We start from the raw sequence: 15,701 nt of genomic DNA on the forward strand, positions 1-15,701 counted from the left end.
TATAAGTTTCTAGGCACTGGATTTGTTGTAGACTTACTATTTACTCTATCACTTTACCCTCTTATTTTACCACTCTCCTGCCTATATATTTTTATATGAGGCTTTTTGCGAAAATTTTGCATTTTGTGTAATATGATATATATGAAAATTGATCACGAAGTTAGTATAATTATTGAGGCAATAGAGAAATTTGGTGGTGAGGCAAGGCTTGTTGGTGGGTGTGTTAGAGATTCAATTTTGCAGCGTGAAATTCACGACATTGATCTTGCTACTAATCTGCTGCCTAATCAAACAATTAAAGCGCTCAAGCTTTGCAATATAAAGAGTATTCCAACAGGTCTGAAACATGGAACTATCACTGCAATTTTACACAAGAGGTCCTTTGAGATTACAACGCTAAGGCATGATGTAAAGTGTGACGGTAGACATGCGAAGGTAGAGTTTACTAATGATTGGCAAGCTGATGCTTCAAGGCGCGATTTTACATTTAATGCTCTTTATGCAGACAAGCATGGCCATATATACGACTACTTTGGTGGCATTCAGGACTTAAAAGCACGAAAGTTAAACTTTATAGGTAACGCTGAAGATAGGATTAAGGAAGACTATCTACGTATTTTAAGAGCGTTTCGTTTTCACGCTAAAATATGCATAGGAGATTTAAGTGATGAAATATTGGATGTGTGCAAAAAGCATTCACACATGATTCAAAACCTCTCTGGAGAGAGAATAAGAGAAGAAATATTTAAACTCTTGGAATGCAATGATCCTGCTCCAACACTTAAGAGCATGCAAAAATCTGATGTTTTACAAAAAATTATTCCAAAAGAAGTAAAATGCGAAATTTTATCTTCACCACTTCTTATCAACACTAAACCTCCTACAAAACCCTCAGCGTATGTCCATATGCCTTTCCTAGATCCCAGTTTGGATCCAATCGATGCACTAACAAAATTAGCTTTGCTTCTTAGGACTGCCGAAGATAGAGTTAGTCTTGGAGAATATGTAAGCAAACTTCTACGTCTTTCAAATAAGCAAAAGAAAAAAATATTATTTTTATTATCAAACAATATCAAAACAGAGCTTTCAGAAAAAGAGCAAAAGAAATACATATCTTTATTTGGTAAGGAATTATATTGTGACTTAATGAAGATTTGTGGTATTGAGTCTGGAACAAATGTTGATGAGTATATTTCATTTGCTCATATATTCAATATTCCAAAATTTCCTTTATCTGGTGATGATTTAATAACTATAGGTCATCAACCAGGGAAAAATTTAGGTAGAAACTTGGAATTGCTACGACAACACTGGGAAGACAGCTCCTACACTTTAACAAAGGAGGAGCTGATACTTTATGCTAAAAGTTTTATCTAGACGTTGCTTCTTGCTTCACACTTACCAGAGTGCTATTAGTGTGACTCATGGAAGAATTAGGTGGTAATTTGTATTTTTTTTGAGCTTTCTCTGTTAATTGATACTCGTTTACTCCTACTTGAGTCTGATTACACATTCCCTGATCTGGGGATAAAAATTTATCTCTTATACTTGATGCCAGTTGTAATCCCTGAATCTTATCTGAAAAACATTTCATTTCAGCTTCCGTTAACTTCTGCACAACAAATTTTTTGACTGAATCATTATTGCTATCATTTCTGTTAGCCAAAAAACCTGTGAAAGAATTTAGTATTGCTTTACTATCTTCTTCATTTAAATACAACTCTTTTGCGCACTTTTGAACAGAAGATACCTGTATGACAGAATTTTTTTTAACATCTTGTTCAAAAGCTCGTGTAACAACTTTTTTAACTAGATCTTCTATGATCGCTTTTCCAGATTTGACCAAATTCTCTTTCAACAGTGCAAGTAATTTATTGCTTTCAAATTTACCATCACTTTGATTTGATAGAGATTTTATAGTTTCACCAAGCACGTTATGGCAAAAGTGTTTTCCTTCAAGTTCAGGAAAACTTTTTTTCAATTCTTCATTTTGATGAGATTCTTCTTCAGGTTCAAGATTTTTGAAAACTTTGACCGAGTTGATTTCATAGAACCAGTAGTTGATTTTGCAGTAGATACTGTGCTTATCAAACTCACTGTATCTGACGCTTTAGTTTTTGTTTGCCCTTGTGATTTTTGAGTTTCTCCATCAATATCTTCTAACCTTTTATCAACATCCTTTAACTTTTCTTCCAACTTTTGTTGTTCTTGATTATTTAACAGTTGTTGTTGCATTATTCTTAATTGTTCTTCCATGTTTTCTTTTTCTCCCTGTAGTTTTTTAATATCAGCTTTCAATTGATCTTCTACTTGCTTCTGTTTCTCTTGTAATTGCTCAATCTGTTTCTCTTTCTTTGCAAGTTCTTTTTTTAACATTTCTATCAGATTCAAATGAGTTTGCCTTAAGCTATCATCTATTCCAGCTGATTCCCACTCTTTACCTTTTTCTAATGTCTGTACTTGTTCTTGTAGACTAGCAATCTTGCTTTCTAATTCTTTTTTCTCCTCTTTAGCAGCATTTAGTTTACTACTTGAATCCTTTAATTGATTTGTTAGATCAGTATTTTTTTGCTCTAATTGTTGCTGAGCACTTTCCAATTTTTTTTCTAAATTTAGTATTTTTTCCTCAGCTTGTGTGAATTCTGCTTGTTTCTCCTTAAGTTGATTTTCTAATTGCTTTATTTTAGTATCAGACTCGTTGTTTAACTTACTAAATTTACTCTTAAGTTCTGTGTTTTGCGCTCGTAGGCTTTTATTCTCTTTCTTCACAGTTTCATTTATATTTTTATTTTCATGAAATGAATTTATTAAATTATCTTGTTCCCTTATTCTTTTCTCTTCTTCAATTATAGTTTGCTTTTGTTCGTTATTTTTAGTCTCCATTTCCTTTTTCTCTTGTTCTAATACTTTATTTAATTGCGTTAAACTGCTTATTTTTGCTTCTTTTTCTTCTTCTAATAATTTTACTTGTTCTTTAAGTTCAGTAATTTCTTTCTCTTTTTTAGTTAATTCCTGATTTAAATTTGACTGATTTTCCTCCTTCTTACTACCTTCTTTCAACTTTTCTTCTAGTCTCTTAATTTCATCCTTCAATTCCTTTTCTCTGTCAGAATTTAAAAGATCATCAGTCTGAACCCCATTATCTGCAATATTGTAATGTAGGATATTCTCTGCCCATTTATTCCATCTCCCTGGCAATATTCGTCCAATTGTTTTTAGATATAGCCAAGCAAGCACAGTGGATAAGCTGTATTTTTTTTCCTTTTGTTTAGTACTAGGTTCGTAATTAACCTTATTGTTAGTATTTAGCATAAAATTACCTAATTTTTAAAGTATTAAAGTTATATATATTAATGTAATTATAAAATAAATAATAATATAGATGTTAAATTGTGTGAAAGTTTTTATAGATTTTAAGCAGAAATACACATGTTCGTAAGCACAGAATTTGCTTTTTCTATTGCTCTTGCTAACATTTCTTGTTCATTGTGCTGATTTTTCACGTTGATTACCTGAGCTGCCAAATTTGCAGGGAAAGTAACCAAACTAACTTCCCATAGCTCCACTTGTTTTAACACTCGAGCTCCGCTTTCATGATCAACATCATACTCTATTGGTATATAGCCAATCGAAAGCCCGTTAATAGTTCCAGTTTTTAGCATTAAATATGCTTCCTCTGCTTTTTGAATACCAAAAAGCAAATGTGCAGTTATATATAGGCCAATATCATTTTCGCAAATATCTGTAATATTACCTATAGGCTCACTTGGGTTGTGCTGCCAAAGAAGTTTTATCTGACTTTTATTTAAGTTGTTCTTAAATGCTCCGGGTAATATCAGATCATTTTGCTTATCAACTATATTAAAAACGCTCGCATAGCCAGAAAATACTCCGTTTTCTTCTATGCTTTTTATTGACAATGGTGAATAGAGAAATTTCTTATTCATAAGTCCTCCTTGTAAATTATGGTATTGGGTTTGCCAGTGCTCTGAGCCAGCTTAAAATGTTGTATAGATTGTTTTCCTATATCTCAGGATGAGTATAAGGCACTGCAATATAATTCTATTGTATGCAGTGCTTTGAAAATGGGGAAGTACTTTTTTAGTTATAAAATTTGTCATTTTATATACATAAGGGTAGGGTTTGTTGCACATTGGGTTGTTCAACAGCAGCGTTTTCTAGATTTGTAGAAACAGCTTCGTTTGTAGGAGTAATTATTTTTCCTAGAAGGAAGCCAAATCCCAAAGAAACAGCGGCTATAAAACCATTCATTAATGACTCTGTCCATGTTTCTCCCTCGTATTCTTGATAGATTTAAAATAGGAGAGTAGACCAGGAAAACTTCCTTCCTGGCCCCTCACAGAACCTTACGTGAAACTCGCGCTTCATAAGGCTCCCACTAGTCATTGCCCTAACCCTATACTTAATTTCCAGTGTACAAACAGATTTGGTTTACTCTTTGCAGTTCTCTCTAGTACCTTAGCTGCTTTGGTTCTATGTCCTCTCAGCTTTTTGTACTTTGCTTGAAACCACTTTCTGAGTTTCCTATTAAACATTCTTATTATGCTATCTAGTGCAGTTATATGATACTTCCCGTAATAATTAAACCACCCCCTCAGGATTGGATTACATATCCGTGATATATCCTCTATTTCCAAGTTTGTTCTACGAGCAAATTTCCAGCCTCTAATTTCTTTTCTCATCTTCTTTAAACTTTCTTTGCTTGCTATTGGAGTAAAGCTTACAAATAGACTACCATCCTTTCTATTCCGTACAAGCCTTTTTCGAAATTCATACCCAAGGAATGTGAATGATACATTCTCATGATTCTCCTTCCGCTTTCCATCTTGACAATAGATAATTTTGGTCTTTGTATGTTTTATTTCCAATTTGCAAATCTTCAGTCTCTGTTCAAGTTGACTCAAAATTAGTTGTGCTTGGTTCTCGCTTACACAATGTATAACACGGAGAGTAGACCGGCGGAACTTCCCCACCAGTCTCTCGCAGAACTGCACGGAAACCTCTCGGCTTATACAGCTCCCATTATTTAGCCTTTTGATCCTAACCCAAGTGTCCAATGATAGAAAATACTTGGAGACCTCTTTCTCACTTTTCCTAAAAATTGCTTTGCTAGTCTTCCGTGATCACGAAGTTTCTTATATTTTGTCCTGACCCATCTTATGAGGTATCTCTCTATATTCCTGAGAGATGGATACATCTCTGATTTATAAAACCTGCCATAGTACTGAAACCAGCCTCTGACTATTGGATCTATTTTCTTCGATATTTCCTCTAGTGTGGTCCATGTAATCCGATGTATTCTCCATGACTTTATGGTTTTCTTGATCTTCTTCTTGGCTTTGTTACTAATTGCAGGTAGAAATGAGATGAAATAATTCCTCATCTTATTCTTTGCTACTCTAGGTCTAAAAGTATAACCTAGAAAATCAAAGCTTTGTTTAGGAAATTGTTCTTTTCTATCATCATCCTTACTGTACACAATCTGTGTCTTTTCAGGATGTAACTTCAATTTACACTTAGCCAATCTTTCTTCAATCATTACTTTCATAAATCCTGCCTGTCTTTTAGTTCTGCAGTGCACTATCGCATCATCTACATATCTTTCAAATGGTACTGTTGGATAATTTTGTTTCATCCACATATCAAACGCATGGTGCATAAATATGCTTGAAATGATTGGGCTTATTGAACCTCCTTGCGGAACTCCTTTATCCCTTGTTACCCTACTGCCATCTGCTTGCTGAATGGGGGCTTTCATCCACCTCTCAACATACAGTATGACCCATTTGCAGTCTGTGTGTTTCTTGATAGCCTGCAGTGTGACCTTACCCAGAAAAAGTAGACAGAAAGTTAAGACGTTTTTGAAGTAAAATAAAACGTTTTTTCAAAGAGGTGTGGTATGACAAAAAGAAAAGAATATACAGCAGAATTCAAAATTGAAGCTATAAGACTAGTAAAAGAAACAGGTCAATCATCAGCAAAAATAGCAAGAGATTTGGGTATTAGCGGTGATTCATTAAGCAGATGGGTAAAAACATACAATGATAGAATGTCTGGAGTAGATGCGTTTCCAGGAAAAGGGAAAGTAGCTCATTGTGACAAAGAAAAGTTTGATTTAAAGAAAGAGCTGGCAAGAGTAACGAGGGAAAGAGACATTTTAAAAAAAGCCCTGGGATATTTTGCAAACCAAAAAGAGTAAAATATTCTTTTATAAAAGAACATAAAAAATGCTATAAAATACGGGAATCATGCAGATTTTTGAACGTATCTGCTTGTGGTTATTATAAATGGATTACTAAGGAAAAAAACAACAAAAAATCAATAAGAGAAGAGCTCATACAAGATATTCAGAAGGTATATCGAGCATCACAATGCAGATACGGAGCTCCTAAAATTCACGCTGAATTAAAGGCTTTAGGTAAAAATTATAACATCAAAACAGTGCAAAATGTTATGCAGAAAAATGGCATTCAAGCTAAGCTTAGACGAAAGTTTAAAAGTAAAAAACCACAAATAGACAATAGAGTTATAACTCCTAACATATTAAATCAGAATTTCATCGCTGATCAACCTAACAAGATATGGGTAACTGATATTACGTACATAAAAACTAATGAAGGATGGTTATATTTGGCAGCAATAATAGATTTATATTCACGCATGGTGATTGGCTGGTCAATGAGTAATGCAGTAAATAGGCAATTAGTTATAGATGCGTTATTCATGGCTATTGGTAGGCGCAAATCTGCTAAAAATCTACTATTTCATAGCGATCAAGGATCGCAATACACCTCTAAAAATTATCAATTTTTACTAAGTACAAAAAATATTACTTCTAGTATGAGTCACAAAGGTTGTTGTTATGATAATGCTGTTTCAGAGAGCTTTTTTAGTTCACTTAAGAGAGAGTTACTCATTGATACTTCACAACACTCTGCACAACAAGCTAAAACTGTAATAGTTTAGACTTAATCTGACAAGCATGAATTATCTGACAGAAGAATCGACGAAGTCAAAACCGATATCAGAATCTGCTTTAATGTTATCAATATTTTTTTGGTAAGCAATATGCATACTGTCAAAAAAGGTCTGCATAGGAGTCTTACCGTAGCAATACTTACCAGAATGAGGTCTAGCTCTATTGTAAGAATGCAACCAATGATCAACATCTAACTGAAGCTCTTCCAAAGTACTATAAATCTTTTTCCTAAAGATAATATTGTAACATTCGTCTTGCATAGTTCTATGAAGCCTTTCACATATACCATTAGTCTGTGGAGAATAAGCTTTGGTTCTAGAGTGATCAATATTTTCTATTCCCAAATATAGCTGGTACGCATGATTCCCTGGTTTGCCACAATACTCCGTACCTCTATCGGTTAAAATGCGTAGCAATGGAACTTTCTGTTCATCAAAAAATGGTATAACTCTATCATTGAGAAGATCTGCAGCTGTTATGGCAGTTTTCTCCGTATAAAGCTTAGCGAAGGCCACTCTAGAGTAGGTATCAATAAAAGTTTGTTGATAAATTCGTCCAATACATTTGATATTGCCTACATAATAGGTATCTTGACTACCTAAGTATCCAGGGTGTTGTGTCTCAATTTCGCCATGTGCCTCTTTTTGTTCCTTAGCTTTTTCTAAAGCAGTAACTTGCTCCTCTGTCAAAATTATACCATCTTGTACTACCTTCGCTTCCAGCGCTTTCAATCTCTTTTTAAAATTTTCAAGATCGTTTCTTTGCCATATTGATCTTATCCCGCTAGCAGATATTAGAATTCCTCTCTTTTTCAGTTCATTTGCTGCTCTTTCTTGTCCATATGCTGGAAATTCTATTGCTATTTCAACTACTGCTTTTTCTATATTCTCTGATACTCTATTTGCATATAATGGCTTACTTTTACTTATCTCATGTAATCCCTCTTCTCCTCCTGTTTCATATAGTTCTTTGAATCGGTAAAATGTATCTCTCGAATATCCCATCACTTTACATGCCTGCGATACATTCCCTAATTGTTTTGCAAGTTCTAGCAATCCTAACTTTGGTTTTAATATTTTTTCTTGTGTTGTACTCATATCTGACACTCCTTTAAAATTTGTTTATATTTTTATCTTACTCTATTCGCTTGTCAGATTAAGTCTAAACTATTACAGCAATATCTAAAGGGACCATCTCATTACAATCTTTAATATTTAAGTTTGCTTTTTGTTCTATTAAATAACTTATAAATTTTAAGGTTTTATCAGATTTTTGATCGTCTATGTCTTTATATTTGTAATATATTCTAATTGCAAAATTCAACGCAGTTTGACCCTTTAACGCACTACCACCAATAATTAAGTTCTGATAGCTTTTTACCTCTTGATTTATTAAGTTAACATCCGCGCCGTTTTCTATTAAAGCCTTAGCTCCTTTGAAATTGCTTTTTGCAATTTGCAGATGAAGTAAGTAACGACCAAGATGATCAGTTGCATTAGGATTTGCACCTTGTTCAATCAAATACCTTGCAATTTTATCATTAAATTTGTGATCATAAGTTGCAGATTCTAGTGGATTAGAATCTTGCTGTAACTCATCTTTAGCTATTAAGCTACTCACCTGACAGATTGATTTTACTGACTCTAAATCTCTTCTTGAACTGCCTTTGTGACTGCAGCGCTAAAGCTTATACCCTTTTCTATTAGATATTCGGCCATTTTGTTATTAGCAGAACACTTTAATAAATTTGTACCGCTTTGGGAATTAACGTCAGTAACAACATCTCGAATAATGGAACTATTTTTCTCAAAAATTGACTTTACTTTTTCTAAATCATTTTTGGTAACAGTATCAACAAGATCTTTTATTACAGCATCCACCCTCTTTTTTTTAGCCAACATTTCTTCTAATTCTTCAGAATTCATAAGTATACCTCAACACACATAAATAAAGAAACTATATTAAAATCAGAATTGTTTGTAAAGGATTTTCAGATATTAGCTTGCCCAAAGGTTAATTTATTTTATAATCTTTCTGTATTCTAGAAATTTCAATTAAATGAACTGTTATAAAACTCACGAGTGTAATGAATTAAGGAAGAATGATGTAGAAAAGGAAGTTACTCTCTCTGGGTGGCTGTACCGCAAACGTGACCATGGTAACCTAATCTTTGTTGATTTGAGAGACTTTTATGGAATCACTCAGCTAGTGTTCAATAATGATAAAAACTTTTTCGATGAAATTTCAAATTTAAAATCAGAGAGTGTGATTACTGTCACAGGAACAGTCAAAGCTAGAACTGAAGATACGGTAAACAGCTCTATTTCCACAGGAGAAATTGAAGTTATAGTTAGTAATTTACAAGTTGAATCGGAAGTTGAGTTCCACTGTGATGAAGAAATAGCAAAAGAAGAAAGGAGTATATTAGCAAGTATCGCCGGCGAGCAAGAATACCCAGAAAACATGAGATTTAAATACCGTTTTCTTGATTTAAGACGTGAAAAGGTTCGTAATAACATTATTCTGCGTTCACAGATCATTTCAGAGCTCAGGAGGCTCATGATAGAGCAAGGATTTTTGGAAATTCAAACTCCAATACTTACTGCCTCTTCTCCTGAAGGTGCACGTGACTACTTAGTGCCAAGCAGACTAAATCCTGGTAAATTCTATGCATTACCACAAGCTCCACAGATTTTTAAGCAGTTGCTTATGGTTTCAGGGTTTGATAAATATTTTCAAATTGCACCTTGTTTTCGTGATGAGGACGCAAGGGCTGACCGTTCTCCTGGGGAGTTTTATCAGCTCGACCTTGAAATGTCTTTTGTGACTCAAGAAGATATATTTCAGGTTATTGAATCTACTTTATATAAAGTGTTCGCGAAATTTTCTTGCAAGTCTGTCGATAAAGATTTTCCACGTATTACATACAAAGAAGCAATGCTCAAATATGGATCTGATAAGCCAGATTTGCGTAATCCATTATTAATTAGCGATGTAACAGAAATTTTCCGTGATTCAGAGTTCAATATTTTCAAAAGCAATATTGAACGCGGTATGGTAGTGAGAACCATTCCTGCTCCTAAAACAGCAGAGGAACCTCGTAGCTTTTTTGATAAAAAAATAGAACATGCACAAAAGGAATTCGGTGCTAAAGGTCTTGGATATATAACGTTCGATAAAGATGGAATTGCAAAAGGACCAATTGCTAAATTCCTTGATGACAATAGGTTAAATTCCATAAAAGAAATAACAAATATAGAACCTGGAGATAGTGTATTTTTTGCTTCTGATAAGGAAAATGAAGCAGCAATAATTGCAGGGAAAGTGCGTATTCTTTTGGGATCAGAACTAGGTCTTATAGATGACAATATCTTCAAATTCTGTTGGGTGATTGATTTTCCTTACTTTGCGTATGACGATAAAAGTAAAAAAATTGATTTCTTTCATAATCCATTTTCTATGCCACATGGTGGCTTGAAAGATTTAGAAGAAAAGAATCCACTGGATATCCTTGCTTACCAATATGATCTTGTTTGCAATGGAATAGAGCTGTCAAGTGGAGCAATTCGTAATAACAAACTAGATATTATGTACAGAGCTTTTGCCATTGCAGGCTACAGTAAAGAAGAAGTTGATACAAAATTTGGTGCGCTTGTGCGTGCATTTAGGTTTGGAGTGCCACCTCATGGTGGAATAGCACCAGGAGTTGATAGAATGGTTATGCTACTTGCTGATGAGCCGAACATTCGTGAAGTAATCTGTTTTCCTATGAATCAGCAAGGTGAAGATGTTCTAATGGGTGCTCCTTCTAAAGTAGAGGATAAGCATTTACGTGAGTTGTCTTTAAAGGTTATTGAATAAAAATTTTTATAGCGGAGTGTGGTAAACTGGAAGTTATGAACAATATTCAAAAAGCAATACTATCAAGCATAATCTGCAATATGATTATATGGTATGAAGTAACTCTGTTTGGAGTTTTAACGCATATAATAAGCAACGTTTTTTTTCCTTCAGAAAGTGATTATTTAAGCACAATCAAATTTCTTGGCAGTTTTGCAATTGGATTTGGATTTAGACCACTAGGTGCATTTATTTTTGGTTACATTGGAGATAAATACGGCAGAAGGAAAATTTTGCTGACTTCCGTAATATTAGCTTCGATATCATCTACTGCAATTGCGATTATACCAAGCTTTAAAGAAATAGGAATATTTTCTCCTATACTGCTTCTGCTTTGTAGAATAACACAAGGAATGGCAGCAGGTGGAGAAACAAGTATCAATTCAGCTTTTTTAATAGAGCATTCAAGCGATAAAAAAAATCTAGGCTTTTTAGGTAGCATGAAAGCTTTTAGTGGTGCTCTTGGTTCTATTACATGCTTTGTAATGATAGCTGTTTGCAAAAAGTTTACAGGTGAAAATTATGAAATTTGGGGCTGGAGGTTGCCCTTCTATTTCTGCTTCATTATGGGCATAATAGGCTTTTTAACAAGATATATAATGGAAGAGAGCTTAGCATATAAAATTCATGATCAAAATAGAAGCTTATCTGATTCTCCATTTTTAGAATTAATCAGGGACTATAAAAAGGCATTTGTGCTAGCAATGGGGCTTGGTATCGCTCAAAATGCAATCGTTTATTCGGTAATAATGTTTTATAACATATCTGTAAAAGCGCTTACTCTGTCAGGTATTGATATTAAAAATGTAGTAAGGATTATAGTTGAAATTACATTTGGAACGTCCGCAGTGCTATTTGCAATACTGTCTGATAAAGTTGGAAGAAAAAATGTAATGATTCCTACATTAGTAGCTCTAGCTTGCGCCGGTTTGCCGGTACTTTCGCTATTATCAAATGATAACCACTATATTGTCACGCTCTCTTTTCTGTTGATAAGTGTGCCGATAGGTGCATCTTTTGGAATATATAATTCTCTTGCCTGCAAGTTATTTCCAACAAAAGTTAGGTGCACCGGCTTTAGCCTCGCACATAACATATCTGCAGGTATTTTTGGTGGTCTTTCTCCATCGATATGCATGTGGATTATAGAAAAAACCGAAACAAAACTTGCAGCAGGGATTTACCTTACTGTTTGTGCATTAATTAGCCTAATATCTGTGCTTCAAATCAAAGCCAAAGACAGAAAAGTTGATTGGTGAAATCTTTTCAGTCAAAAGATAGCATTTCTATAGATTTTTCGATATGCCCAGGGATAGGAGCAGTAATGGTAATTTCTTTATTATTTGGTAGTTTTAAAGATAAAGAATGCGAATGAAGATGGATCTGATTTGCTACTCCATCAATAAAAGCTTTTTTACCGCCATATTTACCGTCACCAAGAATAGGACAATTTATATGAGCTAAATGTGCACGTAATTGATGAGTTCTGCCAGTAATTGGTTGTAATTTTAAATAAGCAACATTATGTTTTAACCTTGCTATAATTGAAAAATGCGTAGTGGCATTTTGAGGTGAATCTTCATTAATAACTACTTTTTCTTGCCCTGAAATATATTTTTTCACCAATGGGTAGTCTATTGTTCCATTATCTTTGCTTGGTATACCAGAAGTTAATGCTAGGTAAGTTTTTTTTATCCTCCGTTCTTTAAATTCCTCCATAAGGTATCTGGCAACACTAGCATTGCGTGCGAATATTATCACTCCGCTCGTATCCCTATCTAGTCTATGGACAATTTTAAATATTTCTCCCTCTCTTATTTGGTCAAGTAAATCACTAATGCTAATTTTTACCTTTATGCCGCCTTGAACAATGACCCCTGTGGGTTTGTTTATAGCTAGTATATATTCGTCTTCATATAATATGTTCTCTCTTAGTAGATTCACTAACTTTTCATTATATTTGCAGTCAGAATTAGTGTTCTCAATATAGTCTAAGTATCTTATCATTATAGTTTGCCCAGAGCTTACCCTATCGCTGGATTTTGCCGTGCAATTATCAACCTTGATTAATCCTTTCCTTAAAGACTTCTCAATTGCAGATTGTTTCAAATTGGGAAAAATTCTTCTAATGTACCTATCGAGCCTAACGTTATTGTCTTCTACTAATATGGTTTTGATACCTTCTGACATCTTACTTATAAAAATTTTATTGTGTAAACTAAAATCTAACATACCTAATGTACTCCTCAGTTTCAGCTACTTGCATCGAGTGCTACGTGCTGGAATTTAGAGGATTATTTAACTATTTATAACAGCTTCATATTTTCCTACAGCTGAGTAAAGTGGTAACAATGATAGTTTCTCGATCATAGAGAGGTGAGTATTAGGCTCTTTAGTACTAGGGCCTAGACGCGCTTCAGTGTTAGGCCCTAACTTCATACACTCAATGCCGTTAGCTAAAGATGTTACTCTTCCTACATTAACATTTTTAGTGCGATATGACCACCTGCAAGGACTATGTAATATTTGTTCTTTTACTCCATCCATTTCAGCTGGACACGCTTTAGTGGTAGTTCCTAACTGCACACATTTAATGTGGTCAGTTATAAATGCTACTCTTTTTTCATTAAGTTTAGCGTTATACTGTAATTGTTCAATTTGATTAGCTTGATCTCTTATCATAAATTCAAAGCTGATAGATGGATGTAATTCTATTTCTTTCAACATATATGATGCTATGTGTTGCACTATCAGTAATGATCTGTTTCTGAGTATACTTGATTCTAAGTCAAGCTGTGTAAGTATAGCTAGTGCTCTTTGTTCTGCTTCTACTAGAAGATTACTTATACCTTGACGTTTAGCTAAATCTCTTACAGTTTCATAACAATTATCAGGCAATGAAGGATTTGCGCCATAGCATAGTAAGGTTATTACTACTATCCAGTTTCTACGTTCGACAGAATAAGTTAAAGGAGATTCCCCTAAGTCATTCTGCGCATTAACATTTGCTCCATATAAAATTAAGATCCTTACTACTTCCGGATGGTTATACTTGGCAGCTTTATGTAAAGCAGTTGATCCTAAATCATCACCTGCATTAGCATTTACTCCAGCTTCTAATAGAGCATGTACCATTAGTGTATCACCATGTCCGGCAGCACAACGTAAAAACTCAGCTCCCATCAATTTCATCACATCCTTCCATATTCCAAGTTGTATCATAGTAGTTACTGCTTCTAGATAATTATATGGACAAATAGAAAGTAATATTTTCTGTGGATCATTCGTCTCAATACTTGCTCCATGGGCTATTAGATAATACATTACTTTTCTATTGCCTTTTGCAGCAGCACAATTAAAAGGAGTCCATCCCCATGCATCCTTATGGTTAACATTTGCTCCATATTTTATTAAGAGCTCTACTGCTTCCACATTACCATTCGTAGCAGCAATATGTAAGGGAGATCGTCCAATTAAATTATCCTCTAGATTAACATCTGCTCCATGTTCTGATATGCACTTTAATAGGGCTTCTAATATTGAAATATCGTTCTTTGTAGCAGCCCAATATACAGGAGTCCATCCAAGTACATCTACTATCTCAATATTTTTGTCAATATTCTTGTCGTTTTTTATTATACAATCCACCATTGCTCTATCAACATTTGCAACAGCAATATGTAAAGGAGTAAGTTTAAGCGCCCCATTCTTCTTAACATCTGCTCCATTATTCATTAAGAACCTTACTACTTCTTTATGGCCATTCCTGGCAGCTTCATATAAAGCAGTCAAGTTCATCAGATCTTCCACATTAGGATTTACCTTATTCATTACTAAGATTTTTGTTATTTCTATATCGCCATTTACAGCTGGCTGATATAAAGTAGTCCGTTGAGATGAATCCAACTGATTAACATTTGCCCCTTTTTCTATTAGCTTGCGTGCTACTTCTGTGTTCCTATCTTCAACAGCCCAATGTAAAGCAGTCCATTCGGAAAACGGACCTGGTGAATTAATATCGATTCCTTTTACTTTAAGCATAGCATTTATTAAATTGCTCAGCTTAAAATCAATAGCTAAATATAATAACGTGTATGAAAAGCGTTCATGCAAACAATCTATTTCAAACCAATAATTTACATCAAATTTGGCTTTCTTCCACTCTTTATACACATTTTTACTTTCTTTCTTTAGTCTATTTAATGTTTTTAGTATCTTTTGTGTATCTAGCATCACTGGTACCTTTTCTGCGATCTTTCGTGCATTTAGCACATCCTCTAGCGCCACTGCTTTTGATTCTTCTGATGTCTCTTGTACACTTAACCTTTTTAGCATTCTTTTTACCATCTGTTGCGCATTTGATACCCCCTTGACTCCTTTAGTATCTTTTTTGCTTCTTCTTTTGTCTGCGGTACATTTACCACCTTTAGTCTCTTTTTTAATGGCTCTTGTGTCTCTTGTACTCTTGGAATCTTGCTTGATACTTCTAATCCATGCGATATCTCTTCTAACATTCTTGATGTTTCTGCTTGCCCTAGTATCTTTACTTCCTTTAATAGCTCTTTTATTCTTTCAATTACATTGTCTTTACTTAAATTTACCTCTTGATCAATTACACCTAATATTATGTTCCACTGTTCATATGTCATTACCATAGCTTTACCTCATACTATAGAGTATTTTTTGATGCTATATATTATGGTAGAATAGTCAACGCATTTTCCATAGCGTAACTTGAGAGTCTAAAAGGACTGTTATTAACTTACAGAAAACCAAGCTTGCCTAAAACCACTTAATTGAT

The 15,701-nt window shown here is 34.1% G+C and carries 16 protein-coding genes; 5 read left to right on the forward strand and 11 right to left on the reverse strand.

Annotated elements, in window-relative coordinates; translation table 11 throughout:
• Window positions 1-141: 141 nt before the first annotated feature.
• Window positions 142-1,377, forward strand: a complete 1,236-nt coding sequence (locus ABWU52_RS04850) for a CCA tRNA nucleotidyltransferase (RefSeq protein WP_353276424.1) — start codon at window positions 142-144, stop codon at window positions 1,375-1,377.
• Here the strand turns inward: ABWU52_RS04850 and ABWU52_RS04855 are convergent.
• The 5 genes from ABWU52_RS04855 to ABWU52_RS04875 all read right to left on the reverse strand — a co-directional run bounded on the left by ABWU52_RS04855 (window position 1,370) and on the right by ABWU52_RS04875 (window position 5,779).
• Window positions 1,370-1,981 carry a hypothetical protein gene (locus ABWU52_RS04855; protein WP_353276425.1) on the reverse strand — a complete coding sequence of 204 codons (612 nt, stop codon included), beginning with the start codon at window positions 1,979-1,981 and terminating at the stop codon, window positions 1,370-1,372. The two genes, ABWU52_RS04850 and ABWU52_RS04855, sit on opposite strands and share 8 nt — an antisense overlap.
• Window positions 1,978-3,312, reverse strand: coding sequence for a hypothetical protein (locus tag ABWU52_RS04860; protein ID WP_353276426.1), 1,335 nt, complete (start codon window positions 3,310-3,312; stop codon window positions 1,978-1,980). Before ABWU52_RS04860 ends, ABWU52_RS04855 begins: the two co-directional genes overlap by 4 nt.
• Before the next feature lie 101 nt (window positions 3,313-3,413).
• Window positions 3,414-3,947, reverse strand: coding sequence for an HK97 family phage prohead protease (locus ABWU52_RS04865; protein ID WP_353276427.1), 534 nt, complete (start codon window positions 3,945-3,947; stop codon window positions 3,414-3,416).
• 456 nt (window positions 3,948-4,403) lie between these two features.
• Window positions 4,404-4,889, reverse strand: coding sequence for a group II intron maturase-specific domain-containing protein (locus ABWU52_RS04870; RefSeq protein WP_353276428.1), 486 nt, complete (start codon window positions 4,887-4,889; stop codon window positions 4,404-4,406).
• Window positions 4,890-5,047: 158 nt separating this feature from the next.
• Window positions 5,048-5,779: a reverse transcriptase domain-containing protein gene (locus ABWU52_RS04875; RefSeq protein WP_353276429.1), complete on the reverse strand. Its 732-nt coding sequence runs from the start codon at window positions 5,777-5,779 to the stop codon at window positions 5,048-5,050.
• A gap of 141 nt (window positions 5,780-5,920) precedes the next feature.
• Between ABWU52_RS04875 and ABWU52_RS04880 the strand changes: the two genes are divergently transcribed.
• Both ABWU52_RS04880 and ABWU52_RS04885 read left to right on the forward strand, forming a co-directional pair.
• Window positions 5,921-6,220, forward strand: a complete 300-nt coding sequence (locus tag ABWU52_RS04880) for a transposase (protein ID WP_064085359.1) — start codon at window positions 5,921-5,923, stop codon at window positions 6,218-6,220.
• Entirely contained in the window at window positions 6,196-6,987 is a 792-nt protein-coding gene (locus ABWU52_RS04885; protein WP_353277733.1) for an IS3 family transposase, read from the forward strand. Before ABWU52_RS04880 ends, ABWU52_RS04885 begins: the two co-directional genes overlap by 25 nt.
• Window positions 6,988-7,008: 21 nt before the next feature.
• Here the strand turns inward: ABWU52_RS04885 and ABWU52_RS04890 are convergent, their stop codons facing one another.
• From ABWU52_RS04890 to ABWU52_RS04900, 3 genes are all read right to left on the reverse strand, one after another.
• Window positions 7,009-8,097 (reverse strand): IS481 family transposase, encoded by a 1,089-nt coding sequence (locus ABWU52_RS04890; RefSeq protein ID WP_353276176.1) that lies wholly within the window; start codon window positions 8,095-8,097, stop codon window positions 7,009-7,011.
• 64 nt (window positions 8,098-8,161) lie between these two features.
• A complete protein-coding gene (locus tag ABWU52_RS04895; RefSeq protein WP_353276430.1) occupies window positions 8,162-8,620 on the reverse strand; it encodes a hypothetical protein in 459 nt (152 codons plus the stop codon).
• A gap of 23 nt (window positions 8,621-8,643) precedes the next feature.
• Complete coding sequence (locus ABWU52_RS04900; protein ID WP_353276431.1) at window positions 8,644-8,925, reverse strand: hypothetical protein; 282 nt, start codon at window positions 8,923-8,925, stop codon at window positions 8,644-8,646.
• 133 nt (window positions 8,926-9,058) lie between these two features.
• On the opposite strand from ABWU52_RS04900, the gene aspS reads away from it, so the two are divergent.
• Together aspS and ABWU52_RS04910 are read left to right on the forward strand one after the other, a co-directional pair.
• Window positions 9,059-10,861, forward strand: a complete 1,803-nt coding sequence (gene aspS, locus ABWU52_RS04905) for an aspartate--tRNA ligase (RefSeq protein ID WP_353276432.1) — start codon at window positions 9,059-9,061, stop codon at window positions 10,859-10,861.
• A gap of 35 nt (window positions 10,862-10,896) precedes the next feature.
• Window positions 10,897-12,159, forward strand: a complete 1,263-nt coding sequence (locus ABWU52_RS04910) for an MFS transporter (protein WP_353276433.1) — start codon at window positions 10,897-10,899, stop codon at window positions 12,157-12,159.
• Between the two features lie 7 nt (window positions 12,160-12,166).
• Here ABWU52_RS04910 and ABWU52_RS04915 read toward each other — a convergent pair whose 3' ends face one another.
• The 3 genes from ABWU52_RS04915 to ABWU52_RS04925 form a co-directional block, all read right to left on the reverse strand.
• On the reverse strand, window positions 12,167-13,090 hold the full coding sequence (locus tag ABWU52_RS04915; RefSeq protein WP_353277735.1) for an RluA family pseudouridine synthase: 924 nt from the start codon (window positions 13,088-13,090) through the stop codon (window positions 12,167-12,169).
• 108 nt (window positions 13,091-13,198) lie between these two features.
• The gene (locus tag ABWU52_RS04920) at window positions 13,199-15,247 is read right to left on the reverse strand and encodes an ankyrin repeat domain-containing protein (protein WP_353276434.1); all 2,049 of its coding nucleotides are present in this window, start codon (window positions 15,245-15,247) and stop codon (window positions 13,199-13,201) included.
• On the reverse strand, window positions 15,241-15,549 hold the full coding sequence (locus ABWU52_RS04925; RefSeq protein ID WP_353276435.1) for a hypothetical protein: 309 nt from the start codon (window positions 15,547-15,549) through the stop codon (window positions 15,241-15,243). Before ABWU52_RS04925 ends, ABWU52_RS04920 begins: the two co-directional genes overlap by 7 nt.
• Between the last annotated feature and the right edge of the window lie 152 nt (window positions 15,550-15,701).

This window comes from Wolbachia endosymbiont (group B) of Villa cingulata (assembly GCF_964028285.1).
Taxonomy (GTDB): domain Bacteria; phylum Pseudomonadota; class Alphaproteobacteria; order Rickettsiales; family Anaplasmataceae; genus Wolbachia.

What these genes read in the sequence shown, in the direction of transcription:
- ABWU52_RS04890 (WP_353276176.1), bottom strand. Translation starts at nt 8,097, where the DNA reads ATGAGTACAACACAAGAAAAAATATTAAAACCAAAGTTAGGATTGCTA.
- ABWU52_RS04910 (WP_353276433.1), top strand. Translation starts at nt 10,897, where the DNA reads ATGAACAATATTCAAAAAGCAATACTATCAAGCATAATCTGCAATATG.
- aspS (WP_353276432.1), top strand. Translation starts at nt 9,059, where the DNA reads ATGAACTGTTATAAAACTCACGAGTGTAATGAATTAAGGAAGAATGAT.
- ABWU52_RS04875 (WP_353276429.1), bottom strand. Translation starts at nt 5,779, where the DNA reads ATGAAAGCCCCCATTCAGCAAGCAGATGGCAGTAGGGTAACAAGGGAT.
- ABWU52_RS04860 (WP_353276426.1), bottom strand. Translation starts at nt 3,312, where the DNA reads ATGCTAAATACTAACAATAAGGTTAATTACGAACCTAGTACTAAACAA.
- ABWU52_RS04925 (WP_353276435.1), bottom strand. Translation starts at nt 15,549, where the DNA reads ATGACATATGAACAGTGGAACATAATATTAGGTGTAATTGATCAAGAG.
- ABWU52_RS04915 (WP_353277735.1), bottom strand. Translation starts at nt 13,090, where the DNA reads ATGTCAGAAGGTATCAAAACCATATTAGTAGAAGACAATAACGTTAGG.
- ABWU52_RS04850 (WP_353276424.1), top strand. Translation starts at nt 142, where the DNA reads ATGAAAATTGATCACGAAGTTAGTATAATTATTGAGGCAATAGAGAAA.
- ABWU52_RS04900 (WP_353276431.1), bottom strand. Translation starts at nt 8,925, where the DNA reads ATGAATTCTGAAGAATTAGAAGAAATGTTGGCTAAAAAAAAGAGGGTG.
- ABWU52_RS04880 (WP_064085359.1), top strand. Translation starts at nt 5,921, where the DNA reads ATGACAAAAAGAAAAGAATATACAGCAGAATTCAAAATTGAAGCTATA.
- ABWU52_RS04920 (WP_353276434.1), bottom strand. Translation starts at nt 15,247, where the DNA reads ATGGTAAAAAGAATGCTAAAAAGGTTAAGTGTACAAGAGACATCAGAA.
- ABWU52_RS04865 (WP_353276427.1), bottom strand. Translation starts at nt 3,947, where the DNA reads ATGAATAAGAAATTTCTCTATTCACCATTGTCAATAAAAAGCATAGAA.